Below are 24,179 nucleotides of genomic sequence, written 5' to 3'. Positions count from 1 at the left end.
CACGGCGATGACTGAGCAACCGACCGCAATCCCAACGCTGCCGCCGCCGCTCCAGACGCCGCCGCTCCCGACGGCAGACGGCCGACCGCAGCGCCACGGCGGTGACTGAGCAACCGACCGCAATCCCAACGCCGGCACCGCCGCTCCAGACGCCGCCGCTCCTGACGGCAGACGGCCGACCGCGGCGCCACGGCGGTGACTGAGCAGCCGACCGCAATCTCAACGCCAGCGCCGCCGCTCCCGACGCCGCCGCTCCTGACGGCAGACGGCCGGCCGCGGCGCCATGGCGGTGACTGAGCAGCGCCGGTAATCTCGACGCCGGCGCTCTGTCGCTCTAGGTCGATGGGTTGACCAGCGTCAGGGCTTCGGCGCGGGACAGGTGCAGGCCGCGGGATGTGGCTGCCTCGAACACCCCCTCCCCCAGCTCGGCGCGGAGGGCTTCGCGGCGGTCGGTCCAGTCGGCGTTGGCGGCGTCCCGCGCGCCCGCGATCGACTGCGCGGCGCCCAGGATTTCGGCGGCGCGGGTGCTGTCGCCGGACGCTGCGGCCACGCCGGCCACCGCGACCGCCACCTTGCCGACGACCGGCATGTCGCGGGCGCTCAAGGCCAGGTCCATGGCCTCCGCGAGACGGCCGCGGGCCCGGTCCAGCTCGCCGCGGGCCAGGTCGACCTCGGCCCGGGCGGTCAGCACGATCGCCTTGTATTGCGGCGCGACCAATGGCGACTCCTGCTGCAGCCGCCAGGACTCCTGGTAGAGGCGCTCGGCCTCGGTCAGGTCGGACTCGGCGCGGGCGATGTGACCCAGCTCCAGCATCGCGTGCGACACGTCGCGGGACGACTGGTCCACGTCCTCGACGAACGCGCGCAGGAGGGCCCGGGCCACTTGCGGGCCCTCGGTGTGCCGGCGCAGGGCGGCCCGGCTGACCAGGAGGTAGGCCTCGCTGGAGCGGATGCCCAGCTCGTGGTGGAGCGCGATCGACTCCTCGAAGTGGGCGACGGCGGCGGGGAAGTCGCCGCGGCGGGACTGCGCGTCGGCCAGGGACGCCAGGGTCATGGCCAGGCCCCAGCGCTCGCCGACCATGCGGAACGCCGCGGCCGAGGCGGTGAGCTCGCGGTGCATGCCGTCGATGTCGCCGTCGTTCTCGCGCAGGTGGCCGAGGACCGAGTGCAGCATCCCGCGCGTCCAGGGGTCGACCCGGCCGGCGAGGCGGGCCCGGACCAGGTCGGTGCCGCGCTCACTGTCGTCGCGGAACAGCGCGACCACCGGCTCGACCAGCTCGACGAACGGGTGGCCGCCGGGCGGCGCGGCGTTGGCGTGGGCGATCAGATCGTCGAGGCGCGCGGGGTCGAACTGGAAGTCGCCCGCGAACCCGCTGTTGACCAGGTGCATGGAGCTCACCACGACCCGCAGGTCGGCCGGGACGCGGTCCCGATCGCGCTCCCCCGCGGCCAGGATCCGGCTCAGCCACAGGGCCGACTCGGCGTGGTTGTCCTCGAACGTCCAGAACCACCCGCTCGCCGCCCCGAGCCGGAACGCACGCTCCACATCGCCGCTGTCGCAGACGTAACCGACGGCGGCGTGCACGTTGTCCTGCTCCGGCCGCAGCCGCGCCAGCCACTCCAGCTGCGCGCCGGTCCGCAGGTGGGGCTCGGCCTCCTCCATCAGCGCCAGGAAGTAGGCTGCGTGCGCCGCCCGCGCCTCCGCCGCCGCGCCCCGCCGGTCGAGCTCCTCGAGGGCGAACTCCCGGATCGTCTCCAGCATCCGGAACCGGATCGGCTCGTCGGCACCGGGCGCGACCTGCAGCAGCGACCGATCGACCAGCGTATGCAGCATGTCCTCGACGGCCGCCCCGTCCTCAGGAGCCAGGAGTGCCGCAGCCGCCGCGTCGGAAGAGCCGGAAGAGACCAGCGCCTGACGCGAAGCGGCAACGGCTGCTGCGGCCGGCGGGCCGAAAGAGTCGGAGGAGTCGGAGGAGTCGGAGGGGACCACCGCCTGACGTGTAGGAGCGAGGGTGACCGCGGCGTGCGCGTGGGAGGCGTCGGAGGTGCCGGAGGAGGCTGCGGTGTGATGCGGAGGGGCTACGGCCGCGGCGGCGTTGGCGTCGAAGGTGCCGGGGAAGACCGCGAGGGCGGCGGCGAAGGCGCGCTCGGATTCGCCCAGGAGGTCCCAGCTCCAGGCCACGACGGCGTGCAGGGTGCGGTGGCGGGGCAGGGCGGTGCGGCTGCCGCCGGTGAGGAGCCGGAAGCGGTCGCCCAGGCGGGCTGCGAGCTGCTCCGGGGTGAAGGATCGCAGGCGGGCCGCGGCGAGCTCGATCGCGAGGGGCAGCCCGTCGAGCCGGCGGCAGATCTCGACCACTGCGGCCAGGTTGGCCGGTGTGACCGCGAATCCGGGCCGTACCGCCGCCGCCCGGTCCCGCAGCAGCTGAACCGCCGGTGCGGCTAGGGCGGCCCGCAGGTGGTCGTCGCCGGCCGGGGTGGACGGTGGCGGCAGCGGGAGCGGGAGCGGGCCGACGGGGAACAGCGTCTCGCCCATGATGGCCAGGGGCTCGCGGCTGGTGGCGAGGATGCGCAGCTTCGGGCAGCGGCCGAGGAGCTCCTCGCTCAGGCCGGCCGCGGCGTCGACGACGTGCTCGCAGTTGTCCAGGACGAGGAGCACTCCGGGGCGGGCCAGCGACTCGGCGAGCTGCTCGATGACGTCGCCGCGGCGGGGGCGACGGGCGGTGTCGGGGTGGGCCAGGCCGCCGGCGATCAGCGTTCGCAGTACCACCGAGGGCACTTCTTGCGCTTCTGCGACCGGGGCCAGCTCGACCATCCAGGCTCCGTCCGGCAGCTGCCGGGCCAGGTCGGCGGCGACCGTCGTGGCCAGGCGGGTCTTGCCGGCGCCGCCCGGGCCGACCAGTGTGACCAGACGGCTGTCGGCGAGCTGGGTCGCGAGGCGCTCGGCGTCGTCGGCGCGCCCCACGAAACTGGTCAGCGCCGCCCGCAGGTTGCCGCCGCGCAGTGGACTGGCCTCGGCCCGGAGCACGGCTACGTGCGCGTCCCGCAGCTCGGGTGACGGGTCGGCGCCGAGCTGGTCGGCCAGGCGGGCGCGGGCGGACTCGAACGCGGCGAGGGCCTCGGCCCGGCGGCCGTCGGCGTGCAGGGCCCGGATCAGCAGGGCGGCGAGACGCTCGCGCAGTGGGTGCGCGACGACCAGCTCCTGCAGCTCGGCGATGGCGGCGGCGCGGGTGTCGGCGTCCGGGATCGTGGCCTCGATGAGGTCCTCGGTGGCGGCCAGCCGCAGCTCCGCCCAGCGGGCCGCGAGGGCGTCCGTCTCGCCACGGCCCAGGTCGGCCGGGGCCGGGCCGCGCCACAGGTCCAGGCCCTCGCGCAGCAGGCGGACCGCCGTGTGGCGATCGTCGGCCCGCAGCGCGCGGCGGCCATCGGCGGCGAGCCGCTCGAAGCGGACCGCGTCGACGGCGGCCGGGTCGACGTCGAGCCGGTAGCCGCGCGGGCCCGACTCCAGCTGCGGTGGGTTGCCGAGGGCTTTGCGGAGCCGCGACACCAGCGACTGCACGGCGTTGGCGGGATCGGCGGGCACGGGGCCGTCGGGCCACAGCGCTTCGACGAGCCGCTCGACGCTCACGAACCGGCCCGGCTCAACGGCAAGGCGGGCCAGCAGCGTGCGCAGCCGCGCCCCGCCGACCTCGACCGGCCGGCCGCCGATCTCGACCGCGAGCGGCCCGAGCACCCCGACTTGCATGCCACCACTCTGCCACCGGGGTACGACAAAAAGCCGCCCCCGCAGGCCACGGCGCTGTCCACTGCACAAACGCCGCGAATACCCTGTCGGGCGAAAAATCCGATATGTCGAGCGCAGCGCGGCGCGAAGCGCCCGACATATCGAGCGAACCACGACAGGGCCAGGCGAAGTCGAGCGCAGCGCCCGACATATCGAGCGAGCGACGACGGGGCCGGGCGGAGAAGCACCGCCCGGCCCGAGAAAGCGGAAAGCAGCAACCTCAGTAGATGCTGACCCCGTACACACCCAGGGGTTCCGTGACCGGCTGGAAGTAGGTCACGCCGCCGCTGGAGCAGTTGCCGCTGCCACCCGACGTAAGACCGATGGCCTTCGTGCCGTCGAACAGCGAGCCGCCGCTGTCGCCCGGCTCGGCGCAGACGGTGGTGCGGATGAGGCCGGACACCGAGCCCTGCGAGTACGTGACGGTCGCGTTGAGCTGGGTCACGGAGCCGCTGCGGACGCCCGTGGTACTGCCGCTGCGACGGACCGCCTCGCCGACGAACGCGTTCGCGGCGGTGGTGATCTCCTGGTAGGAGCTGCCGCCGAGGGAGACGTTGCCGGCGTGGGTGACGCCCGCGGCGTAGCGGACGATGCCGTAGTCGTTGCCGGGGAAGCTGGTGCCGGCGCGGGTGCCGAGGACGGAGCCGCTGCTGGTGGTCCACGTCGAGCCGATGTTGGTGCAGTGACCGGCGGTCAGGAAGTAGTAGGTGCTGCCGCTGACCACGTTGAAGCCGAGGGAGCAGCGCGAACCGCCGGCGTAGATCGCCTGGCCGCCGGAGATGGTCAGGGTGAGCGGGGCGCCGAGGCGTTCGATGCGGGCGCCGCTGCCGAGGCTCGCGACGAGGGCTTCGACGGTCTTGACCTGCTCGGCCGGGACGGTCGGGTCGATGGAGTAGACGACCTGGTTGGCTACCGGGTCGACGGCGTAGGCGGTGCCCGGGATCGAGGCCTTGGCGCCGAGGGTCGTGGTGATTCTCGCCAGTTCGGCCCCGCTGTGCTCGACCTTGCGGGCGACGAGGCCGCTGGCCTCGACGGTCGCCGCGGTGGACGCGTCGGTGACGTTGACGACCATCTTGCCGCTGGCCGTGTCGTAGTAGGCGCCGGCCGCCCGGGTGCCGAGCTGCGCGACGAGGGCGTCGGACGTCTTCGCGGCGAGCGCCGTCGCGTCCGGGGCCGCGAGGGCCGAGGACGGCGTGACCACGGCACCGGCGGCCAGACCGGCGACGATCGCCGCGATCAGCCGGGATGAGGTCTTGGTGGGTCTCACGTGGGCCTCCCAATATCGGAGCCGATAAATATCGGCCGCGACCGATGCTTCCATCGGAAAGGATCCCCACACAAGATTCACCGGCAATTTGCCTCATAGCACCCGAGTCATACCATTGCGCCGAGTACCCCCTCCAGCAGGAAGGCGCTGACCGGCCAGTAGTGGTGCGGCTGCACGTTGTCGTCGATCGGCACCGTCACCGAGACGCGCCCCTCGGCCTCGCCGACGAACAGGGCCGGATCGTTGCTGTCGGCGAACGAGACCACGTCGAGCCCGGCCGCCGCGGCCGCACCGGCGAAGCCGTGGTCGGCGACGACGAGGTCCGGCAGCGCCGCCCCGGTCGCCTCGAGCTCGGCCAGCATCGCCCGCATGCCGTCGGGCGAGTGGGTGTGCCAGAGCGCGATGGCCTTCTCGGCCGCCACCGCGACGCCGCCGATGTACCGCACCGCCAGCGAAAGCTCGCGCCCGTCATACCGGCCCGGCCGTTCGAACGGCACGCCCGCGGCCGGCTGGAGCAGCTCGCAGCCGGCCGCCTTGAGCGCCGCCGCCACCGCCATGTGCACCTCGATGATCCCGGCCGGATGCCCGGTCGCCACGATCACCCGCTCCTGGCGCCGCGCGGCCAGGGTGAGCCGGTCCCGCATGCGCTCCAGCGCGCGGGCGGTCTTCTCCGGGTCGATGACGTCGGTGCCGGTGGAGCGCTCCGGATCGGGGTCGATGCCGACCCGTTCGGCCATGACGGCGAGCACCTCGGCGTGCGTCCACGCCTTGAGCGGAGGCAGGCCGAAGAGGTACCCCTCGCGACCCTCGGCGAAGGCGGCCGCGTTGCCGTGGTTGGACGCGCGGGTGGTCTCGACATCGCCGGCGAGCAGGGATTCACGAAGGTGATTCACAAGGGGGTGCATAGGAGCAATGGTAGGTACCAGTCGTTACACCGCCGAGACATCGGGCTTAAGGTCACAGCTATGGCCGAGATCTACCTCGAGACAGGCAAGAAGAAGGTCTTCGCCGGGGCTGTCGACTGGCCCGGGTGGGGACGGTTCGGCAAGAGCGAGGAGGACGCGATCGAGGCGCTCACCGCCTACGGCCCGCGCTACGCGCCCATCGCGACCGCGGCCGGCTACAAATTCCCGGCCGCGCCCCGGCTCACCGTGGCCGAGCGGGTGCCTGGCACCGCCACGACCGAGTTCGGCGCGCCCGACGGACGCCCGGAGTCGGACGCTCAGCCGGTCACCGCCGCGATCGCGGCCCGGCACACGAAGCTGCTGCAGGCGGCCTGGGCGGCGTTCGACGAGTACGCCGGGACCGCCCCCGAGGCGCTGCGCAAGGGCCCGCGCGGTGGCGGCCGGGACCGCGACAAGATGATCGGCCACGTGCTGGAGTCCGAGGCCGCCTACCTGCGCAAGATCGGCGTCAAGCTCCGGCCGCCGGCGCTGGGCGACCGGGCCGCGATCGACGAGCTGCGGGCGGCCGCGGTCGAGACCCTGGGCCGGCCCAGCGACGGCGGGCCGCTCACCGAGAAGGGCTGGACGGCCCGCTACGCCGCCCGCCGCTTCGTCTGGCACGTCCTGGACCACCTGTGGGAGATGCAGGACCGCTCAGACGTGGAAAGCGCGGAGTAGCTCGGCCTCAGCATCGAGCGCTCGCCGCGAAAACAAAGAAAGCTTCTCGAACGGCTCCCAGGCGATGCGGTCGCCGGTGAACGTCCACGTGCCCGCCACCTGGCCGTCGACCAGGAACGTGCCGATCGACTGCGGCATCCGCACATGGAACACCTTGGACCGGTGCTCCTCGGGCAGGATCAGCGTGCGGCGGGCGTGTACGAGCAGGGTCGCGTCGTAGGTCGGCAGGAAGCGGACCGGCGCCGGTGTCTCCGGGTCGGGCAGCGGCGCGTCCGGGAGGTCGACCAGCTCCCGGCCGCGGGTGTCGCGGAACGTGATCAGGTCCATGCCGGCCAGCACGCCCGCGACGACGGCGGGGGGCAGGCCGGCCCAGCCCGCGATCTCCGAGCGGTGGGCGGGGCCGAACGCGGTGAGGTACCGCCGCACGAGCAACTCCCGCGCCGCCGGAACCGCCACCGCGGCCGGCCCGAGCCAGTCGTCGGCGAGCCCGTAGACGTCGGCCCGGCGCCGCTCCCACGTGCCCGCCGGCGGCACGCGCACCAGGTCCAGGTAGTAGTGCACGCGCTGGCGGATCTCGGGGCCGAGGTCGGTCCGGCGCACGGGCCCCTCGCGCAGCCGCTCGACCGCGGCCTCGAGCGCGTCCGCCAGCGCCGGGTCCATCGCCGGCCGGAACTCGCGGACGGCGACGGCGAACGGCCAGTAGTCGGCCCGCGACACGAGGTGGATGGTCGAGCGCAGCAGGGTCGCCTGGACGACCTCGCGCCGCTCCAGCTGCCGGGTCAGCGACGCGCGATCGAAGGCGGCGATGCGGGTCCAGAGCCCGATGTACATCGAGGGTGCGTACTGCGCCTGCAGCCCGCCCATCGCCTCCAGGACCGCCGGCGCCGGCCGGTCCACCCGCTCCAGCAGCAGCTGCCGGGCCAGCAGCGCGCGGTTCAGGGCCCGGGCGGACAGTACCGTCACGCGGCCGGCCGAAGCGCGGCGAGCACCGAGTCGTAGGTCACGCCGCGCTCCCGGAGCAGCCGCGCCCCGGCACTGCGCTCCTCTTTGAGCACGCCCAGCAGGAGGTGCTCGGTGCCGATGAACTTGTCGCCGCGGGCGATCGCCACCCGCAGCGACAGCTCCAGGGCCTTCTTGCCGCCGTTGTTGAACCGGGCCGGCAGCTTCGAGCGGCGGAACAGGAACCCGCCGCGCTCGGCCGGCTCGGCCCGCTCCAGTGCGCCCGGGCCGAAGGTCTGCTCGACGCTGGCCCGTACGGCGTCGAGGTCGATGCCGATCGAGCGCAGCGCGGCCGCGTCGTCACCGGCCGCGACCGCCGCCCGATACTCGTCGTACCGGACGCCGGCCCCCGTCAGCAGCCCGCCGTCCGTGCGCAAAATGCCCAGCACGAGGTGCTCGGTGCCGAACTGGGTGTGGCCGAGTGCATCGGCCTCGTTCCTGGCCTCCTGCACCACGGTGCGGGCCGCCTTGGTGAACCGCTCGAACATCTACGCCTCCTCGTTTGCGGGCACAGCCCGACCGGCGTGCTTCTTGTGGACCGCCTGCCGCGACACGTCGAGCGCGTCGGCGATCTCCTGCCACGACCACCCCTGCCGGCGAGCGTTGTCGACCTGGAGCGTCTCCAGCGCGTCGGCGAGGCGGCGCAGGGCCACCGCGGCGCGCAGGCCGACCCGCGGGTCGGCGCTGGCCGCGGCGTTCGCGAGGTCGCTTGCCTCCGTCATGCGTCAACCTTAGTTGACACTCGGTCGGATGTCAACCCAAGTTGACGCCAGGACGCCTACCGTGCAAGACGTGGAACTCCCCATCATCGACATCACCGAACTCCGGCAACACGGTCACGACGAACAGGCCGCCCGGGAGATCGAACAGGCCTGCCGGGCCAGCGGCTTCTTCTACATTGCCGGCCACGGCGTGGACCCCGGCCTGATCCAGCGGCTCGACGCGGGCGCGCGGACGTTCTTCGCGCTTCCCGAGGAGCAGAAGGCCGAGATCGCCATGGTCCACGGGGGCCGGGCCTGGCGCGGCTTCTTCCCCGTCGGCGGCGAGCTGACGTCCGGGGTGCCGGACCGCAAGGAGGGGTTGTACTTCGGGACGGAGGAGCCGGCGGCGCGGCTGCCCCTGCACGGCGCCAACCTCTTCCCCCGGCAGGTGCCGGACCTCAAAGAAACGGTTCTGGAGTACATCTCCGCGCTCACCGACACCGCCCAGGCCGTGCTGCGCGGGGTCGCCCAGAGCCTGGACCTGCCCGCGGACTACTTCGCCGCCGGGTACACCCGCAACCCCACCGTGCTCTTCCGCATCTTCCATTACCCGCCCAGCCCGCCGCGGGCCACGGACTGGGGCGTCGGCGAGCACACCGACTACGGGCTGCTGACCCTGCTGCTGCAGGACGGCAACGGCGGGCTGCAGGTCAAGCAGGACGACGGCTGGATCGACGCCCCGCCGATCGAGAACACCTTCGTGTGCAACATCGGCGACATGCTGGACCGGCTCACCGGGGGCTGGTATCGCTCCACGCCCCACCGCGTGCGCAACACCAGCGGCAACGAGCGGCTGTCGTTCCCGTTCTTCTTCGACCCCGACTTCGCGGCCGAGGTCCCGCCGCTGCCGGGCCGGACGGGCACCGATACCAATGCGACCGACACGACAACGGCCGACCGCTCCGCTTCGCTCCGGGCCAGCCATGCGAACCGCTGGGACGGGCAGGATCTGCGCGCATTTACCGGGACGTATGGGGATTATCTCGTGGCGAAGGTGGGCAAGGTGTTCCCTGAGCTGATCGCGGACGTCAACGAGGACGGCGCAGCACCGTTACCCCCGACGGGTGTGGCCGGTTAACCCTGCGGGCGGGCCATGAACGCATGGCACGTTCACGGGATCAAACCTGTTCACGGTGTTCGTAGCGTATGAGTCACCACACCGCGCACAGGAGGCGACGATGACCACCCCGACCCCCACCACGACCCGCAAGCTGACCAAGCTCGACAGCGAACAGGGCATGCTCGTCTTCCTGGCTGCCTTCGTGAGCCTGATCGTGATCGCGGTGATCGCCGTCGGCGGCTGACGAGGCCGTCGGCGGCGATCGCCGGTCAGCCCTCGAGAGGGAGCCAACGAGCGCGTGCTGCAACTCGAAGAGGCCCCGACCGAGGAGACCAGCCCCCTTCAGAGGATCAAGCGGCGGCGTACCGACCCGAGATGGGCGCGCTCGCTCATGGTGATCGGCGCGATCATGATGATGCTGGCCGGCGGCGCCTACGTCGCCAAGGACCTGTTCGTCGGCTATCTCACCGGCAGCGTGCGGCAGGACGACCTCATCGTCCCCGCGGCCGAGCAGCAGGGCCGCCACGTCAGCATCAGCGGTGCGAAGACCATCCTGCTGGTCGGCACCGACACCCGGCCCGGCCAGGACCCGTCCGAGGCCGTGCGGTCCGACTCGATCATCGTCGTGCACATTCCCGCCGACCATCGCTCGGCGTACCTCATCTCGATCCCCCGCGACACGTGGGTGCGGATCCCGCCGTTCAGCAACGGGGAGTCCCGGTATCTCGGCGGTCACGACAAAATCAACGCGGCGTTCGCCGTCGGCGGGCTGAAGCTCACCGGCCGGGAGCAGCGCCGGCACGGCATGGCCCTGCTGGCGCGGACGCTCGAGGAGAACTGGGGCCTCACCTTCGACGCGGCCGCGATCGTCGACTTCGCCGGCTTCACCAAGGTCGTCGAGGTGCTCGGCGGCGTCGACATGTACGTCGACCAGGAGACCCGCTCCGTGCACATCGGCCACAACGCCAAGGGCGAGACGAAGGTCCCCTACATCCAGCGTTTCAACGCCTCCGGCGGCACCGACCTGATCCCCGTCGCCGGGGTCACCCCGCAGACCTACCACGTCGGCTACCAGCACCTGGAGCCGTGGCAGGCCCTCGACTACGTGCGCCAGCGCGACACGCTCCCGCACAGCGACTACGACCGCCAGCGCCACCAGCAGCAGTTCATCAAGGCGCTGTTCCGCGGGATCGCGAGCCGGGACGTGCTCACCGACCCGGCCCGGCTCAAGCAGATCCTCGACGTGGTCGGCCAGTCGATGACCATCGACTCCGGCGGCATCGCGCTGCAGGACTGGATTTTCGCCATGAAGGGCATCGGCGGGGACAACCTGCTGACCATCAAGTCGAACAACGGCACGTTCCACGAGTCGGCCGAGCAGCCGGGGGCCGAGGCGCTCGACGACAGCACCCTGGAGCTGCTGGAGGCGGTCCGCCACGACACGGTGGAGACGTTCGTCACCGCCCACACCGACCTGGTCAGCGGCTCCTGAGCGGAGCCGGGTAGAAAAGGATCCATGTCGAGGATCGTCGTCACCGGTGCCAACGGCAAGACCGGTCGAGTCGTTGTGGAAGAGCTGCTCGCCCACGGCCACTCCGTGGTCGCCACGGACGCCGTAGGCCCGGCCGGCCATCTGTCCATCCCGCACCTGGGCACGCCGCTGCTGGTGGCCGACCTGACGGACTACGGTCAGGCGTTCGAAGTGCTGCAAGAAGCCGATGCGGTGGTACACCTGGCGAACATTCCGGCGCCGGGGATGTATACGCCCGCGGTGACCTTCAACCGCAACTCGGCCATGAACGCCAACGTGTTCCTCGCCGCGCAGGCGGCCGGGCTCGGACGGGTCGTCTGGTCGTCGAGTGAGACGACGCTGGGCCTGCCGTTCGACACGCCGCCGCGCTACGCACCGGTCGACGAGGAGCACTTCCCGTTCCCGACGACGACCTACGCGCTGTCGAAGGTCGTCGGCGAGACCCTGGCCCGGGAGGTCTCCGGCTGGAGCGGCATCCCGTTCGTGGGGCTGCGGCTGTCCAACGTCCACGTGCCCGAGGACTACGCGGCCGTGCCCGGCTACTGGGCCGACGCGCACGCCCGCAAGTGGAACCTGTGGGGCTACGTGGACGCGCGGGACGTGGCCGCGGCCTGCCGCCTGGCGCTCACGGCTCCAATACGAAACTCGTCCTCCTACATCATCGCGGCCGCCGACACGATCATGAACCGCCCGTCGGCCGATCTGATGCGCGAGGTCTTCCCGGCAGTACCCCTGAAAAGGCCTCTGCAGGAATTCGAGACGTTGCTCGCGATCGACACGGCTCGCGAAGTGCTCGGCTACGAACCGAGCCATTCCTGGCGCGATCACGTCGAGAGCTGATCACGCGACAACAGTTCGAGCAGCACCGCCAGCGCGGCCGGCGAGTCCTGGGCGGCCCGGGCCAGCAACCCGAGATTCTGCTGCTCACCGTCCGGGCTGATCAGGACTCCGGCCGCCGCCGGGTGGACACGCCGCCAGCCTTGCGCGGTCAGCGCCGCCTCGGCCACCACGACCACCGACGGCGTCCCGTCGAGCTCCTCCGGCTCGGCGGGCGGCTCGGGCTGGGCCGGCCAGTTCGCCGCCACCAGCTCGTCGAGCCGGGTCAGGAGCACCTCCACCACCTCGGCCGGCCCGGTCGGCGGGCGGCGCAGCAGCGTGGCCACCTGCTCGGCGACGGCCCGGGCCTGCCGCTCGAGCCAGTCGGGGCCGGCCGGCAGCGCGGCGAACGTGACCCACTGATCGCTCTCGCGGCGCAGGACGTGCCGGGCGAGCTCCCTTTCAAGATCGGGCGGCAGTGGTACCAGCGGCACGGCGTCGACCACCCGGAGCGCGACGTGCGCGGGCGACAGTGACGCGATCGCCCCGGCCAGACTGGGGTGACGGGCCATCAGCGCGGTGCGCGTGTCATCGTCGAGCACGGCGGTGACGGACCCGGCCCGCACCGCCTCCCGCCAGCCCGCGTGGAGGTCCTGGACGGCGGCGCTGGTGCGCTGCCAGACCTGCTCCTCGACGTCGAACGCGAGGTCGGCGAACTCGAACGCGGCGAGGTCGGCCTTGACCACCGCCCGGGCCGCGGTGTGCATCCCCGACGCCGAGCTGGCCGCCTGGTCGGCCTTGCGCTCCAAGGCGGCGGCGAAGTCGCGGGTGGCCCGGGCGATCGTCTCGGCCCGGGCCGACGGCGCGATGGAAAGCGGGTCGACGGCCTCCTCGTAGAGCGCGCGCAGCCGCACCACCAGGTGGGCCCGGCGGTGGTCGACGACGGCGAGCTCGTGCGCGACGAGCGCCCGCACCTCGTCCACCGTCAGGCACTGCAGCAGCGGCAGCCCCACCAGCAGCAGGCGGCGCCGGCGGCTGACCCACGAGCGGATCATCCCGAAGCCGGTGAGCAGCACGGCGTCCGGCCGGGCCACGCCGACCCGGGCCGCCACCTCGGCGACCAGCGCCAGCAGCTCGGCCTGGGCGGCGGCGGGCACCCCCGGATACGAGGGGTCCCCCGGCTGGCGGCCCCCGTAGCGCAGCAGCAGCCACCGCGCGCGCCACATGCTGATATTGCCGGGCAATCCGTTTCTGGGTTCTTCCACGACGGCAACCGACACAGCGAAGCATCCTCACGACGCCATCCGGCCGCGTCAACGCGGGCGGCCGACGCGCCCGGGGTGAAACCCGAAACTCACCCGGATTGCCGCCGATAAGCCATGCAGTGACACGGGGGTGAGATGTACCAGACGTTCAGGCCGCTTCTGGACGCGCTGAAGCAACGCGGGGCCGATCCAGCGGCTGTCGACCGCGCGGCCGAGGAGGCCGAGCGCACCGGCCGGTCGATCCGCGCTGTGCTCATCAACGACCACGTCGTCACCGAGGATCAGCTCACCGAGGCGTCCGCGGACGCGTACGGGATCGCCACGCTCGACCTGGTCGGCCACCCGATCGACCCGGCCGCCGTCACCAAGATCCCGATGGCGCTGGTGCTGCGGCACCGGGTGCTCGGCATCGCCCTCACCGAGCACGAGATCACCGTCGGCATCACCGACCCGGGTGATGTGCTGGCGCTGGATGACGTGCGGGCCGCGACCGGGCTCACCGTGCGGCCGGTCGTGGTCGCGCGCTCCGAGCTGCGCAAGATCATCGACCGGCTCAAGCGCGAGGAGAACGACCTCGGCGAGGTCGCCGAGAGCCTGGCCGCCGAGTCCGCGCCGGCGGTCTCGAACATCAGCGCCAACGAGGACGCGCCCATCGTGCGCTACGTCAACTCGCTGATCGAGCAGGCCATCGTCAACCGCGCTTCCGACCTGCACCTGGAGCCGGGCGAGCACAACATGCGGGTGCGGTACCGCATCGACGGCGTCCTGCACGAGGTCGACACCGTCCCCAAGCACGTGCAGGCGGCCCTGATCTCCCGGCTGAAGATCATGTCGAACGTCGACATCACCGAGCGCCGGGTCCCGCAGAACGGCCGCATCACCGTGGACCTGAACCAGCGCCAGGTCGACCTGCGCACCGCGACCCTGCCGACGGTATGGGGCGAGAAGATCGTGCTGCGGGTGCTCGACACCAGCGGGATGGACCTGAAGCTGACCAAGCTCGGGTTCAGCCAGCGCAACTACGAGCGCTTCGCCACCTCCTTCAACAAGCCCCACGGGATGCTGCTGGTGACCGGGCCCACCGGCTCGGGCAAGTCGACGACGCTCTACGCGACGCTGGCCGAGATCAGCAAGCCCACCGTCAACATCATCACCGTCGAGGACCCGGTCGAGTACCGGCTGCCGGGCGTCAACCAGGTGCAGGTCGACCACAAGGCCGGGCTGACGTTCGCGGCCGTGCTGCCGGCCATCCTGCGCTCCGACCCCGATGTCGTGCTGATCGGTGAGGTCCGCGACCGGACCACCGCCCAGCTCGCGGTCGAGGCCGCGCTCACCGGTCACCTGGTGCTGTCCACACTGCACACCAACGACGCGCCGAGCGCGGTGACCCGGCTCGTCGAGATGGGCATCGAGCCGTTCCTGGTCGGCTCGTCGGTCGACTGCGTGCTGGCCCAGCGGCTCGCGCGGCGGCTGTGCGACTGGTGCAAGACCGAATACACCCCCAACGAGGCCGAGCTCATCGGCGCCCGCTGGCCCTACGACCTGCTCGGCACCCCCGAGACGCTGTGGCGGCCGGTCGGCTGCCGATCGTGCGCCAACACCGGGTACCGCGGCCGCCTCGCCCTGCACGAGGTGATGCCGGTCTCGCCGGACATCGAGAAGCTCGCCATCGACCGGGCCTCGGCCCACGAGATCCAGGCCGTCGCGTATCGGGAGGGGCTGCTGGACCTGCGCGTCGACGGCCTGGCGAAGGCCGCCGAGGGGCAGACCTCCATCCCCGAAGTGGTCCGCGTCGCGGTCTAAGAACGGGCTGGTCGCGGCCGATCTGGCGAGTGAGATCTTTTACCCGCGAGGAGCGCTCGTGACACAAACCATTCCCGGTGCCCTGCTCTCCCGCACGGCCACGAGCGACGAACGGGCGTCCCTGGACGCGATGCTGGTGTCGCTGGTCCGGGTCGGCGGCTCGGACCTGCACCTGACCGTCGGGGCGCCGCCGACCGTCCGGATCAACGGCGGGCTGCGGTACCTCCCCGGCTACGACGACCTCACCCCCGAGGACTGCGAGATGCTGGCCCGGGCCGCGGTCACGAACGACAGCCAGTGGCGACAGTTCCTGGAGATCCAGGAGCTCGACTTCGCCTACGCCATCGAGGGCGTCTCCCGGTTCCGCGTGAACCTCTACAACCAGCGCGGCTCGTTCGGCGCCGCGTTCCGGGCCATCCCGCACAACATCAAACCCCTCGATCAATTGGGTGTACCGGAGCAGGTGGCCCGGTTCGCGCACCTGCACCGCGGCCTGGTGCTGGTCACCGGCCCAACCGGCTCCGGCAAGACGACGACCCTGGCCGCGATCCTGGACCTGGCCAACCGGACCCGCTCCGCGCACATCGTGACCATCGAGGACCCGATCGAGTTCCTCCACGAGCACAAGCGCTGCCTGGTCAACCAGCGCGAGGTCGGTGCCGACACGCAGTCGTTCTCCCTCGCCCTCAAGCACGCGCTGCGGCAGGACCCGGACATCATCCTCGTCGGCGAGCTGCGCGACCTGGAGACCACCTCGACCGCGCTGACCGCGGCCGAGACCGGCCACCTGGTGCTGGCCACCCTGCACACGCAGAGCGCGGCCCAGACCGTCGACCGGGTCATCGACATCTTCCCGCCGCACCAGCAGCAGCAGGTCCGCGCGCAGCTGTCCAACGCCCTGCAGGGGGTGGTGACCCAGGCGCTCGCGCCCCGGGCCGACGGGCAGGGCCGGACCATCATCACCGAGATCATGTTCGCCACGCCCGCGATCCGGAACCTGATCCGCGAGGGCAAGAACCACCAGATCCCGTCGTTCATGCAGTCCAGCGGCAACGAGGGAATGCTTTCGTTCGACCAGCACCTGGCCGAGCGGGTCCGCCAGCAGCTCATCACCTACGAGGCGGCGCTGGAGCTGTGCCACTCGGCCGAGGAGTTCCGCCGGCTCGCCGGGCGGCAGTAGCGCGAGGGGTCACTCATGGTTGCCACGAAGACGTACGAGTACCAGACCATCGGGCAGGACGGGAAGCGCGCCAAGGGCAAGATCGAGGCGTCCAACGAGCTCGCGGCCGCACAGGCGCTGCGCCAGCAGGGCCTGACCCCCCTGGCCATCACCAGCGCCGACACGCTCATGAAGCGCGACGTCCGGATTCCCGGGCTCGGCGACCGCACGACGCTGAAGGACCTGTCCGTCTTCGCGCGGCAGTTCGCCACGATGACACAGTCGGGCATGACGCTGCTGCGCTCCCTCGCGGTGCTGGAGGACCAGTCCCGGAAGCCGTCGCTGAAGAAGGCGCTGGGCGAGGTCCGCTCCGACATCGAGGGCGGCATGTCACTCTCCGCGGCGCTGGGCAAGCACCCGAAGGTGTTCCCGACGCTCATGGTCGCGATGATCCGGGCCGGCGAGACGGGCGGCTTCCTCGACAACGCCCTGGACCGCATCGCGACCAACTTCGAGAAGGACGCGGCGCTCCGCGGGAAGATCAAGAGTGCGCTGACGTACCCCGTGATCGTCCTCGCCTTCACCGCGGTCATGATCAGCGCGGTCCTGATCTTCATCGTGCCCATCTTCGAGACGATGTTCAAGCAGCTGGGCGGCGAGCTACCGCTGCCCACGCAGATCATCGTCACCGCCAGCCACACCCTGTTCTGGCTGGGCCCGCTGCTGATCATCGTCGGGATCGTCAGCACCGTCGCGTTCCGCCAGCTCATGGCCGGCAATCCGGCCGTGCGGCTGTGGTTCGACAAGGTGAAGCTCAAGCTGCCGGTCTTCGGGGCCCTGTTCACGAAGATCGCGCTGAGCCGCTTCTCCCGCAACCTCGGCACCCTGCTCGGCGTCGGCGTGCCCGTGCTGCAGGCGCTCGACGTCGTCGGCGCCACCACCGGCAACACCGTCATCACGGCGGCCATGCAGGACCTGCAACAGGCCGTTCGGGAGGGTCGCCCCATGTCGTCACAGCTGGGGCAGCACAAGATTTTCCCGCCCATGGTGGTCCAAATGGTGGAGGTCGGCGAAGAGAGCGGCCAAATCAGTCAGATGCTCGAAAAGGTTGCCGATTTCTACGACCGGGAGGTCGACAGCGCGGCCGAGGCACTCACCGCGTCGATCGAGCCGATCATGGTGCTCGTCATGGGCGGCGTGGTCGGCGGCATGATCATCTGCTTGTACCTGCCGATGTTCTCGATCTATCAGAACATCCAAAGTAATTGATGAATGTAAATATGAAAGCAACCGGACGACACCACAGCAGGCAACGCGAGCGCACCAGACGTTCCCGTTACTGAGAACACCACCGCAACACCCGCACACCACACCACCCGGCGAAAAGGCAGCGGAGCCTCGCCGCCATCACCCACCCGCCCAGGGAGCAGGAGGCTCACCCATGACCCAGACGCTGCGCAGGATGCAGAAGAAGCGTGCCGCCGGCGAAAGCGGGTTCACGCTCGTCGAGCTGCTCGTCGTCGTTGTCATCATCGGTGTACTCGTCGCGATCGCCGTGCCGATGTACCTGAACTACCGCAAGGGCGCGGCCAACAAGTCGGCCGAGTCCGACGTGCGCGCCGCCGTCAGCGCGGTGGAGCAGTTCTACACGGAGAACGACAACTCGTACCCGTTCAGCGGCGGCAGCACCGCGGACAAGCTCGTCTTCGGCACCACCGCGAGTGGCGCCACGGCTACGGGCGGTACCCCGCAGACCGCGACGCTCTCGCCGCAGAACAGCATGCAGTACAAGAACAACACGTCCTCGTACCGCATCTGTGGCATGAACGCCGACGGCAAGGTCATCTACGTCTACGACTCGGCCGTCGGTGGCTCGGTCAAGAAGGCGACCGCCCAGACCGACCTGGCCGCCTGCATCGCCAGCGCCACCCCGTAATACACACCGTCCGGCGGCGGCCCGCACCTGCAGACCGGGTGCGGGCCGCCACCGACCTCGCCGACCCGGGAAGGAGACCTGGCCATGGCGTTCCTGCTGGTCGTCGCCGGCGTCCTCGGCCTCGCGGTCGGCTCGTTCCTCAACGTCGTCATCCACCGCGTCCCCCGCGGCGAGTCGCTCCTGCGCCCGGCCTCCCACTGTCCACAGTGCATGGCCCCGGTGCGCCCCTGGCACAACGTCCCGGTCATCGGCTGGCTCGTCCTGCGCGGCCGGTGCGCCGACTGCGCGGCGAAGATCAGCGTGCGGTACCCCCTGGTCGAACTCGGCACCGGCGTGCTGTTCGTGGCCGTCGCCGCCCGCTTCGGCGACGGCCGCCCACTGATGCTGCCGGCCTGGCTCTACCTGGCCGCGATCGCCGTGGCCCTGGCCCTCATCGACCTCGACGTCCTGCGCCTGCCCAACGCGATCGTGCTGCCCTCCTACATCGTCGCCCCACTGCTGCTCCTGCCCGCGGTCGTCGTCGAGCGGGACTGGTCCGCGGGCCTGCGCGGGCTGCTGGCGATGGCCGTCCTGTGGACGTTCTACTTCCTGCTGTCGGTGGTGTACCCGGGCGGCATGGGCTTCGGCGACGTGAAGCTGGCCGGCGTCCTCGGCCTCTACCTCGGCTTCCTCGGCTGGTCCGCGGTCGCCGTCGGCACCCTCGCCGCGTTCGTCCTCGGCGGCGCCGCCGGCCTGGCCCTGATGGCCTTCGGCCGCGCCGGGCGCAAGACCGCCCTCCCGTTCGGCCCGGCGATGCTGGCCGGCGCGCTGCTGGCGCTGTTCGCCGCCGCGCCGATCACCGCCTGGTACAGCAACCTCCTCTCCGTCGGTCCTGTGTAGAAGGAGCACGATGGCTGCAGTCAACCTGATCGGGCTGGACATCGGCACGGTGTCCATCCGCGCGGCGGAGACCAGCAACAGCAAGGACGGGCCGATCATCAGCAACTTCGGCCACATCCTGCTGCCGCCCGGGGTCGTGCAGAACGGTGCCGTCCAGGACGAGCCGGCCGTCACCGCGGCGCTCAAGCAGCTGTGGTCGACGTTCAAGTTTCGCAGCCGCAAGGTCGCGCTCGGCGTCACCCACCAGCAGATCGTGGTCCGCGAGACAACCGTGGCCAACCTGCCGGCCAAGGAGATGCGCAAGGCCCTGCCGTTCCAGGTCCGCGACGCGCTGCCGCTGCCGCCGGAGCGCTCGCTCATCGACTTCTACCCCCTGGAGGAGCCCAGCGGCGACACGGTCCGCGGGCTGCTCATCGCCGCGCCGAAGGAGCCGGTGATGGCCGCGATCCGCGCGGTCGAGGCGGCCAAGCTGCACGTGGTCCACGTCGACCTGGCCTCGTTCGCACTGCTGCGGGCCGCGTCCCGGCTCGACGAGCAGGTCGAGGCCCTGGTCGACATCGGCGCCCACGCGACGAGCGTGGTCGTGCACCACGACGGCGAGCCGCTCATCGTGCGCACCATCCCCCGCGGCGGCAACGAGATCACCAAGACCATCGCCGACCGGCTCGACCTGCCGCTGCAGGCGGCCGAGGACCTCAAGTGCCGCATCGGCCTGCGCCCCGACGCCGACCCGGCGAGCGCGTCCGCCCTGCGCGAGTCGGTGCGCCCGCTCATCAACGAGATCGGCTCCTCCTTCGCCTACCTCACCGCCGGCGGCCGCCAGGCCCGGGTGAGCCGGCTGGCCGTCTCCGGCGGCGGGGCCATGCTGCCCGGCCTGCTCGACGCGCTGCGCGAGCAGCTCGGCGTCGAGGTGATCGCCGTCGACCCGGTGATGCGCGTCCGGGGCCTGCGCCGGGTCCGCCACGGCAGCCTGGAGCAGGTCCGGGCCTCGGCCGCGATCTCCGTCGGCCTGACGCTGGGGGCGACGGCATGAATGCCGATTGGAAAGAGCCGGAAGGGCGTCTCACGGGTATCGTGCTGCCGTCCTTCGAGGACCCGAACCAGGACGACGACCAGGACGAGTTCGAGCGCGACCGCCGCGCCCGCGCGGCGGCCGCCGAGGCCGGGGCGGCCGGCCCCCTCGTGCCGCTCGTGCCCTCGGGTCCTCCCCCGGCCTGGCCGCCCGCCGAGCCCGCCGGCACCGCGGAGCCGGTGTCACCGGTGGAGCCGCCGGCGCTGGAGCCGGTCGTCGCCGCTTCCCCGCGCCGCGAGTTTCCCCGGTACATCCACGGCGAGTTCGTGCTGCCCACCGAGGAGGCCACGGCCGCACCGATCGCACCGCCCGGCGGCGGCTTCGACCCGCTGACCGCGCCGGTCGACGTCCTCGAGTCGCACCTGCACCAACCCCCTGCGGCCGCGCCGCCGGAGGGCCTCCGCAATGCGTTGCCGTCGTGGGCCGCGCCACCGGCCGCCGAGGTCCAGCCGCGCACGCCGACCATCGAGATCCCACCGGAGCCGCCGGCCGAACCCGAGCCGGTCGCCGTCGAGCCGGTCACCGCGCCGCCGGCCGCCGAGCCCACGTGGGAGCCCGTGGTCGATGAACCGACGGCGCCCGTGGCCGTGGTGCCGGTGCCGGAGCCGGAGCCGGTGGCGGCCCAGGAGCCGGTCGCACCGCGGAAAGGCCCCTGGGAGGGGGCGCCGCACCCCGCGTTCCCGGACGCCACCGCGCGCACGTTCCGGATCCTGCCGATCGCCGCCGACCTGCTACCCCTGGAGATCTCCGAGACCAGGCACGTCCGCCGGGTCCGCAGCGTGGTCATCTCCGCCGTCGTGCTGGTCGCGGCGCTGGTCGTCGGCTGGTACGGCCTGGCCGTCGCCGACAACAACAGCGCCGCCGACGACCGCCAGGCGATCCTCGACACCAGTCAGGACCTGACGCGGCAGAAGCACAAGCAGTACGACGAGCTGACGCGAATCCAGACGGAATCCGGGAAGATCGACCAGCAGCTGCAGAAGCTGCTCGCCTACGACCTGTCCTGGTCGAAGCTCCTGGCCTCGCTGCGCACCACCGCGGCCGCGAAGAACGTGACGCTCAACGGCGTCACCGCGGCGCTGAGCCAGGAGGCCGTGAACGGCAAGGTCGAGGGCGACATCATCGGCACCGTCACGCTGACCGGCAAGGCGGCGAACAAGGCGACCGTGGCCGCCTACGTCGACGCGCTGGGCGGCGTGGCCGGGGTGACCAACCCGTTCCCGTCGGACGTGTCGCAGGACACCGAGGGCCTGGCGTTCACCATCCGCGTCGACATCACGAAGGCCGCCCTCGGCGGCCGGTTCACCAGCGCCGCGCCGTCGGCCAGCCCCAGCGGGAGCAAGTGATGCGACACGACCGGTTGTGGCTGCTCGGCGGCACCTTTCTCGCGATCGTCTTGGTGGCGTTCGGCTTCCTGTTCTTCATCCGCCCGAAGCAGCAGGACACCGACACCATCCGCGGCGAGGCCGCCGACGCCGAGCTGCTGGTGGCCAAGCAGCGGCGGGAGCTGGCCGAGCTGGCCCAGCAGCACGAGCACATCGACGAGTTCCGGGCCGCCCTGGCCAAGGACCAGGCCGCGCTGCCGGACGCCGACAAGGCCTCCGACTTCCTGCGCGAGCTGCAGAGCGCCGGCGAGCTGACCGGCGTGACCGTCAGCGGCGTCTCGGTCGGCGCGGCCGTCGACATCAAGGCCCTGGTCGGCTTCCAGGTCTACGCGCTGCCGGTGAGCCTCACCGTGGCCGGCCCGACGAGCAAGATGAACCCCTTCCTGGACCAGCTCCAGGTCGCCCAGCCGCGCGCGGTGCTCATCAGCGGCCTCAACTTCGCCCCGACGACCGGCAGCTGCGGCTGCGCCGAGAAGTCCAACGTGACCATCAACCTCCAGGCGTTCTACGCCCCCCTCAGCTAGCAGGCGACCATGAGACTCTCCCGCACCCCCCGCGGCGATGATGGGTTCAGCCTGGTCGAGACGCTCACGGCCATCGCCATCATGGGCGTGGTCATGACCGCGCTGACCACGTTCTTCGTCTCGACCACCAACACCGTCAACAAGGAGCGCGGCCTGCAGATGGCGATCCGGCTGGCCAGCGACGGCGTCGAGCTGGTCAAGTCGCTGCCCGGCTCCAGCCTCCCGGTCGGCCGCAGCCTGTCCGACGTCACCGGCCTGCTGACCTCCGACCCGATCCCGGGCCTGGACATCGGCCAGCTGAAGTCGTCGATGACCCTGGCCGCCGACAACTCGCTGCCGATCGGTGCGGCCAGTCTCAACCCGGTGCTGCCGGTCCAGCCCGAAATCATCCCGGTCAACGACGCCAGCTTCGAGCGGCACTGGTTCGTCGGCAGCTGCGTCGTCAACGCGGCGAAGCTGCTGACCGACCCGTCCTGCCTGCTGCCGTCGCCGGTGATCCCCAACCCGCTGGCCTACTACCGGGTCGTCATCGCCGTCACCTGGCAGAACTCGCGGGCCTGCGCCGGCGGTGAGTGCTCCTACATCACCGACACGCTCGTCGCCGCGTCCAGCACCGACCCGGTGTTCAACCCGAGCGTCACCGTCGCCCCGCCGCTGCCGGACAACCCCGGCAACCAGGCCAGCGACGTCGGCGTCCCGATCATCCCGCTGACGCTGACCGCGACCAGCTCCTACCCGCCACTGACCTGGTCCGCGCCCGAGGGGCTGCCGGCCGGCATCACCATCAACGACGCCGGACAGGTCACCGGCACCCCGACCACGCCCGGCACCTACGTGGTCCGCGTGGTCGTGAAGGACAACGCGAGCACCAACGACGCCTCGTTCAACTGGGTCGTCAACCCGGTGCCGAAGCTCACCGTGCCCGACCAGACCTGGGACGCCGGATCGACGGTCTCCTACCAGGTGCCGGTCACCGGTGGCACGCCGGCGCTGACGTGGAGCGCGACCGGGCTGCCGAGCGGCCTGAGCATCGACCCGGCCACCGGCATCATCAAGGGCAGCAGCACCGCCACCGGCGCCGCCGCGGTCGCCAACGTGACCGTCACTGTGAAGGACTCGTTCAAGCAGACCGCGACGGCGACGTTCAAGTGGAACACGAAGGTCGCGGTGCAGTACCCCAACTCGACGACCCCGATCGCGCTGACGAAGGGCGCCGCCTACAGCGGCTCGGTGTCGGCGTTCGGCGGCTCCGGCGGCTACACGTTCTCCTCGCCCTACCTGCCGCCCGGCCTGACGATGAGCCCGGCCGGTCTGGTCACCGGCACCGTGACGAGCGGGACGCGTTACCTGATCACCGTCAACGTCAAGGACAGCAACGGCGTCACGAACTCGACCGTCGTGCCGGTCAACGTCACGGTGCCGACGGGGCTACGGATCTCCACGCCGGCCCTCACGGCACCGGACAAGTCCAGCCCGAAGAGCACCGCGCTGACCTACACGGTGGCGGCGACGGCCGGCACGGCGCCGTACACCTGGGCCGTCTCGAACCTTCCGGCCGGGCTCGCGCTCAATCCGAGTACCGGCGCCATCACCGGAACCCCGACCACGGCCGGCGCCTCCGTGGTGAACCTGACGGTCACCGACAAGACCGGGGCAACGTCCGCCTTCGCGTTCGTCTGGACAATCACATGATTTCGCGGGTACTGCGACGACGAGGCGATGACCGCGGCGTCACCCTGGCCGAGATGGCGGTGACGATGGGCATCATGTCGGCCGTCATGGCCATCTTCACCACCGCGATCGTGCAGCTGTTCCAGGCCGGCAACAAGAACGAGCTGGTCGCGGCCACCCAGGCCCAGCTCAACAACGCCTTCCTGCGCCTGGACCGGGAGCTGCGCTACTCGGCCGGCTTCGGCCCCGTGCACACCGACGCCGACAACAACATGTTCGTCGAGTTCGTCAACACCGGCACGGCCAGCGGCACCCCCGAGTGCGCGCAGCTGGAGCTGTACAAGGCGACGAAGGTGCTGCGCCGGCAGGTGTGGCCGACCGGGACGAAGCCGCAGAACAAGTGGGCGGTCCTGGCCAGCAACGTCGTCGTCGCCCCGACGGACATCCAGGGCAAGACCGTCATGAGCACGTTCAACCTCATGCAGACGACCGAGAACACCGCGTTCCAGCGGCTGCAGGTCGTGCTCTACGTGCAGTCCAACCCGGGCCGCGGCCAGACCGCGGCCAAGACCGATCTCAAGTTCACCGCGCTGAACAGCAAGGCCAGCACGGACCCGAGCACCATCTGCCCGGAAGCGAGGCTCTGAG

22 protein-coding genes are annotated in these 24,179 nt (G+C 71.4%); 15 read left to right on the top strand and 7 right to left on the bottom strand.

Annotation, left to right across the window (positions count from 1 at the left end):
* Nucleotides 1–334: 334 nt before the first annotated feature.
* The 3 genes from ACIA8L_RS28460 to ACIA8L_RS28450 all read right to left on the bottom strand — a co-directional run bounded on the left by ACIA8L_RS28460 (nt 335) and on the right by ACIA8L_RS28450 (nt 5,953).
* Complete coding sequence (locus ACIA8L_RS28460) at nt 335–3,742, bottom strand: BTAD domain-containing putative transcriptional regulator (protein WP_395909544.1); 3,408 nt, start codon at nt 3,740–3,742, stop codon at nt 335–337.
* Between the two features lie 259 nt (nt 3,743–4,001).
* A complete protein-coding gene (locus ACIA8L_RS28455) occupies nt 4,002–5,048 on the bottom strand; it encodes a S1 family peptidase (protein ID WP_395909542.1) in 1,047 nt (348 codons plus the stop codon).
* Between the two features lie 107 nt (nt 5,049–5,155).
* Entirely contained in the window at nt 5,156–5,953 is a 798-nt protein-coding gene (locus tag ACIA8L_RS28450; RefSeq protein WP_395909541.1) for a phosphatase, read from the bottom strand.
* A 60-nt stretch (nt 5,954–6,013) separates the two neighbouring features.
* Here ACIA8L_RS28450 and ACIA8L_RS28445 point away from each other — a divergent pair, with 60 nt between their 5' ends.
* Nucleotides 6,014–6,670, top strand: a complete 657-nt coding sequence (locus ACIA8L_RS28445) for a hypothetical protein (RefSeq protein ID WP_395909540.1) — start codon at nt 6,014–6,016, stop codon at nt 6,668–6,670.
* On the opposite strand, the gene ACIA8L_RS28440 is transcribed toward ACIA8L_RS28445, so the two are convergent.
* The 3 genes from ACIA8L_RS28440 to ACIA8L_RS28430 are packed head-to-tail and all read right to left on the bottom strand — an operon-like array spanning nt 6,647 to nt 8,391.
* A complete protein-coding gene (locus ACIA8L_RS28440; RefSeq protein WP_395909539.1) occupies nt 6,647–7,633 on the bottom strand; it encodes a winged helix DNA-binding domain-containing protein in 987 nt (328 codons plus the stop codon). The two genes, ACIA8L_RS28445 and ACIA8L_RS28440, sit on opposite strands and share 24 nt — an antisense overlap.
* Nucleotides 7,630–8,157: a Clp protease N-terminal domain-containing protein gene (locus ACIA8L_RS28435; RefSeq protein WP_395909538.1), complete on the bottom strand. Its 528-nt coding sequence runs from the start codon at nt 8,155–8,157 to the stop codon at nt 7,630–7,632. The genes ACIA8L_RS28440 and ACIA8L_RS28435 overlap by 4 nt, the downstream gene beginning before the upstream one ends.
* The gene (locus ACIA8L_RS28430) at nt 8,158–8,391 is read right to left on the bottom strand and encodes a helix-turn-helix domain-containing protein (protein WP_395909536.1); all 234 of its coding nucleotides are present in this window, start codon (nt 8,389–8,391) and stop codon (nt 8,158–8,160) included. It lies immediately after the preceding gene.
* A gap of 70 nt (nt 8,392–8,461) precedes the next feature.
* On the opposite strand from ACIA8L_RS28430, the gene ACIA8L_RS28425 reads away from it, so the two are divergent.
* The 4 genes from ACIA8L_RS28425 to ACIA8L_RS28410 all read left to right on the top strand — a co-directional run bounded on the left by ACIA8L_RS28425 (nt 8,462) and on the right by ACIA8L_RS28410 (nt 11,861).
* Complete coding sequence (locus tag ACIA8L_RS28425; RefSeq protein ID WP_395909535.1) at nt 8,462–9,508, top strand: isopenicillin N synthase family dioxygenase; 1,047 nt, start codon at nt 8,462–8,464, stop codon at nt 9,506–9,508.
* A 100-nt stretch (nt 9,509–9,608) separates the two neighbouring features.
* Entirely contained in the window at nt 9,609–9,734 is a 126-nt protein-coding gene (locus ACIA8L_RS28420; RefSeq protein ID WP_395909533.1) for a hypothetical protein, read from the top strand.
* A gap of 54 nt (nt 9,735–9,788) precedes the next feature.
* On the top strand, nt 9,789–10,982 hold the full coding sequence (locus ACIA8L_RS28415; protein ID WP_395909532.1) for an LCP family protein: 1,194 nt from the start codon (nt 9,789–9,791) through the stop codon (nt 10,980–10,982).
* Between the two features lie 24 nt (nt 10,983–11,006).
* Nucleotides 11,007–11,861 (top strand): NAD-dependent epimerase/dehydratase family protein, encoded by an 855-nt coding sequence (locus ACIA8L_RS28410; protein ID WP_395909531.1) that lies wholly within the window; start codon nt 11,007–11,009, stop codon nt 11,859–11,861.
* Here the strand turns inward: ACIA8L_RS28410 and ACIA8L_RS28405 are convergent.
* Entirely contained in the window at nt 11,846–13,063 is a 1,218-nt protein-coding gene (locus tag ACIA8L_RS28405) for a hypothetical protein (RefSeq protein WP_395909530.1), read from the bottom strand. The two genes, ACIA8L_RS28410 and ACIA8L_RS28405, sit on opposite strands and share 16 nt — an antisense overlap.
* A 174-nt stretch (nt 13,064–13,237) precedes the next feature.
* On the opposite strand from ACIA8L_RS28405, the gene ACIA8L_RS28400 reads away from it, so the two are divergent.
* The 10 genes from ACIA8L_RS28400 (at nt 13,238) to ACIA8L_RS28355 (ending at nt 24,178) form a co-directional block, all read left to right on the top strand.
* Nucleotides 13,238–14,905, top strand: coding sequence for a GspE/PulE family protein (locus ACIA8L_RS28400; RefSeq protein ID WP_395909529.1), 1,668 nt, complete (start codon nt 13,238–13,240; stop codon nt 14,903–14,905).
* Nucleotides 14,906–14,963: 58 nt separating this feature from the next.
* Nucleotides 14,964–16,085 (top strand): type IV pilus twitching motility protein PilT, encoded by a 1,122-nt coding sequence (locus ACIA8L_RS28395; protein WP_395909528.1) that lies wholly within the window; start codon nt 14,964–14,966, stop codon nt 16,083–16,085.
* 15 nt (nt 16,086–16,100) lie between these two features.
* Nucleotides 16,101–17,333, top strand: coding sequence for a type II secretion system F family protein (locus tag ACIA8L_RS28390; RefSeq protein WP_395909527.1), 1,233 nt, complete (start codon nt 16,101–16,103; stop codon nt 17,331–17,333).
* A gap of 193 nt (nt 17,334–17,526) precedes the next feature.
* Nucleotides 17,527–18,000 carry a prepilin-type N-terminal cleavage/methylation domain-containing protein gene (locus tag ACIA8L_RS28385; RefSeq protein ID WP_395909525.1) on the top strand — a complete coding sequence of 158 codons (474 nt, stop codon included), beginning with the start codon at nt 17,527–17,529 and terminating at the stop codon, nt 17,998–18,000.
* 84 nt (nt 18,001–18,084) lie between these two features.
* A complete protein-coding gene (locus ACIA8L_RS28380) occupies nt 18,085–18,879 on the top strand; it encodes a prepilin peptidase (protein ID WP_395909524.1) in 795 nt (264 codons plus the stop codon).
* A 10-nt stretch (nt 18,880–18,889) separates the two neighbouring features.
* Nucleotides 18,890–19,912 (top strand): type IV pilus assembly protein PilM, encoded by a 1,023-nt coding sequence (pilM, locus tag ACIA8L_RS28375; protein WP_395909522.1) that lies wholly within the window; start codon nt 18,890–18,892, stop codon nt 19,910–19,912.
* Nucleotides 19,909–21,297 (top strand): hypothetical protein, encoded by a 1,389-nt coding sequence (locus ACIA8L_RS28370; protein WP_395909520.1) that lies wholly within the window; start codon nt 19,909–19,911, stop codon nt 21,295–21,297. Before pilM ends, ACIA8L_RS28370 begins: the two co-directional genes overlap by 4 nt.
* Nucleotides 21,297–21,860, top strand: a complete 564-nt coding sequence (gene pilO / locus ACIA8L_RS28365) for a type 4a pilus biogenesis protein PilO (RefSeq protein ID WP_395909518.1) — start codon at nt 21,297–21,299, stop codon at nt 21,858–21,860. Before ACIA8L_RS28370 ends, pilO begins: the two co-directional genes overlap by 1 nt.
* A 9-nt stretch (nt 21,861–21,869) precedes the next feature.
* A complete protein-coding gene (locus ACIA8L_RS28360) occupies nt 21,870–23,552 on the top strand; it encodes a putative Ig domain-containing protein (RefSeq protein ID WP_395909517.1) in 1,683 nt (560 codons plus the stop codon).
* Nucleotides 23,549–24,178 carry a hypothetical protein gene (locus tag ACIA8L_RS28355; protein ID WP_395909516.1) on the top strand — a complete coding sequence of 210 codons (630 nt, stop codon included), beginning with the start codon at nt 23,549–23,551 and terminating at the stop codon, nt 24,176–24,178. Before ACIA8L_RS28360 ends, ACIA8L_RS28355 begins: the two co-directional genes overlap by 4 nt.
* The last annotated feature ends 1 nt before the right edge of the window (nt 24,179 follow it).

It is taken from the genome of Dactylosporangium sp. NPDC051541 (genome assembly GCF_044454505.1).
GTDB lineage: Bacteria > Actinomycetota > Actinomycetes > Mycobacteriales > Micromonosporaceae > Dactylosporangium.
This window is presented reverse-complemented; position numbering and strand designations above follow the sequence as displayed.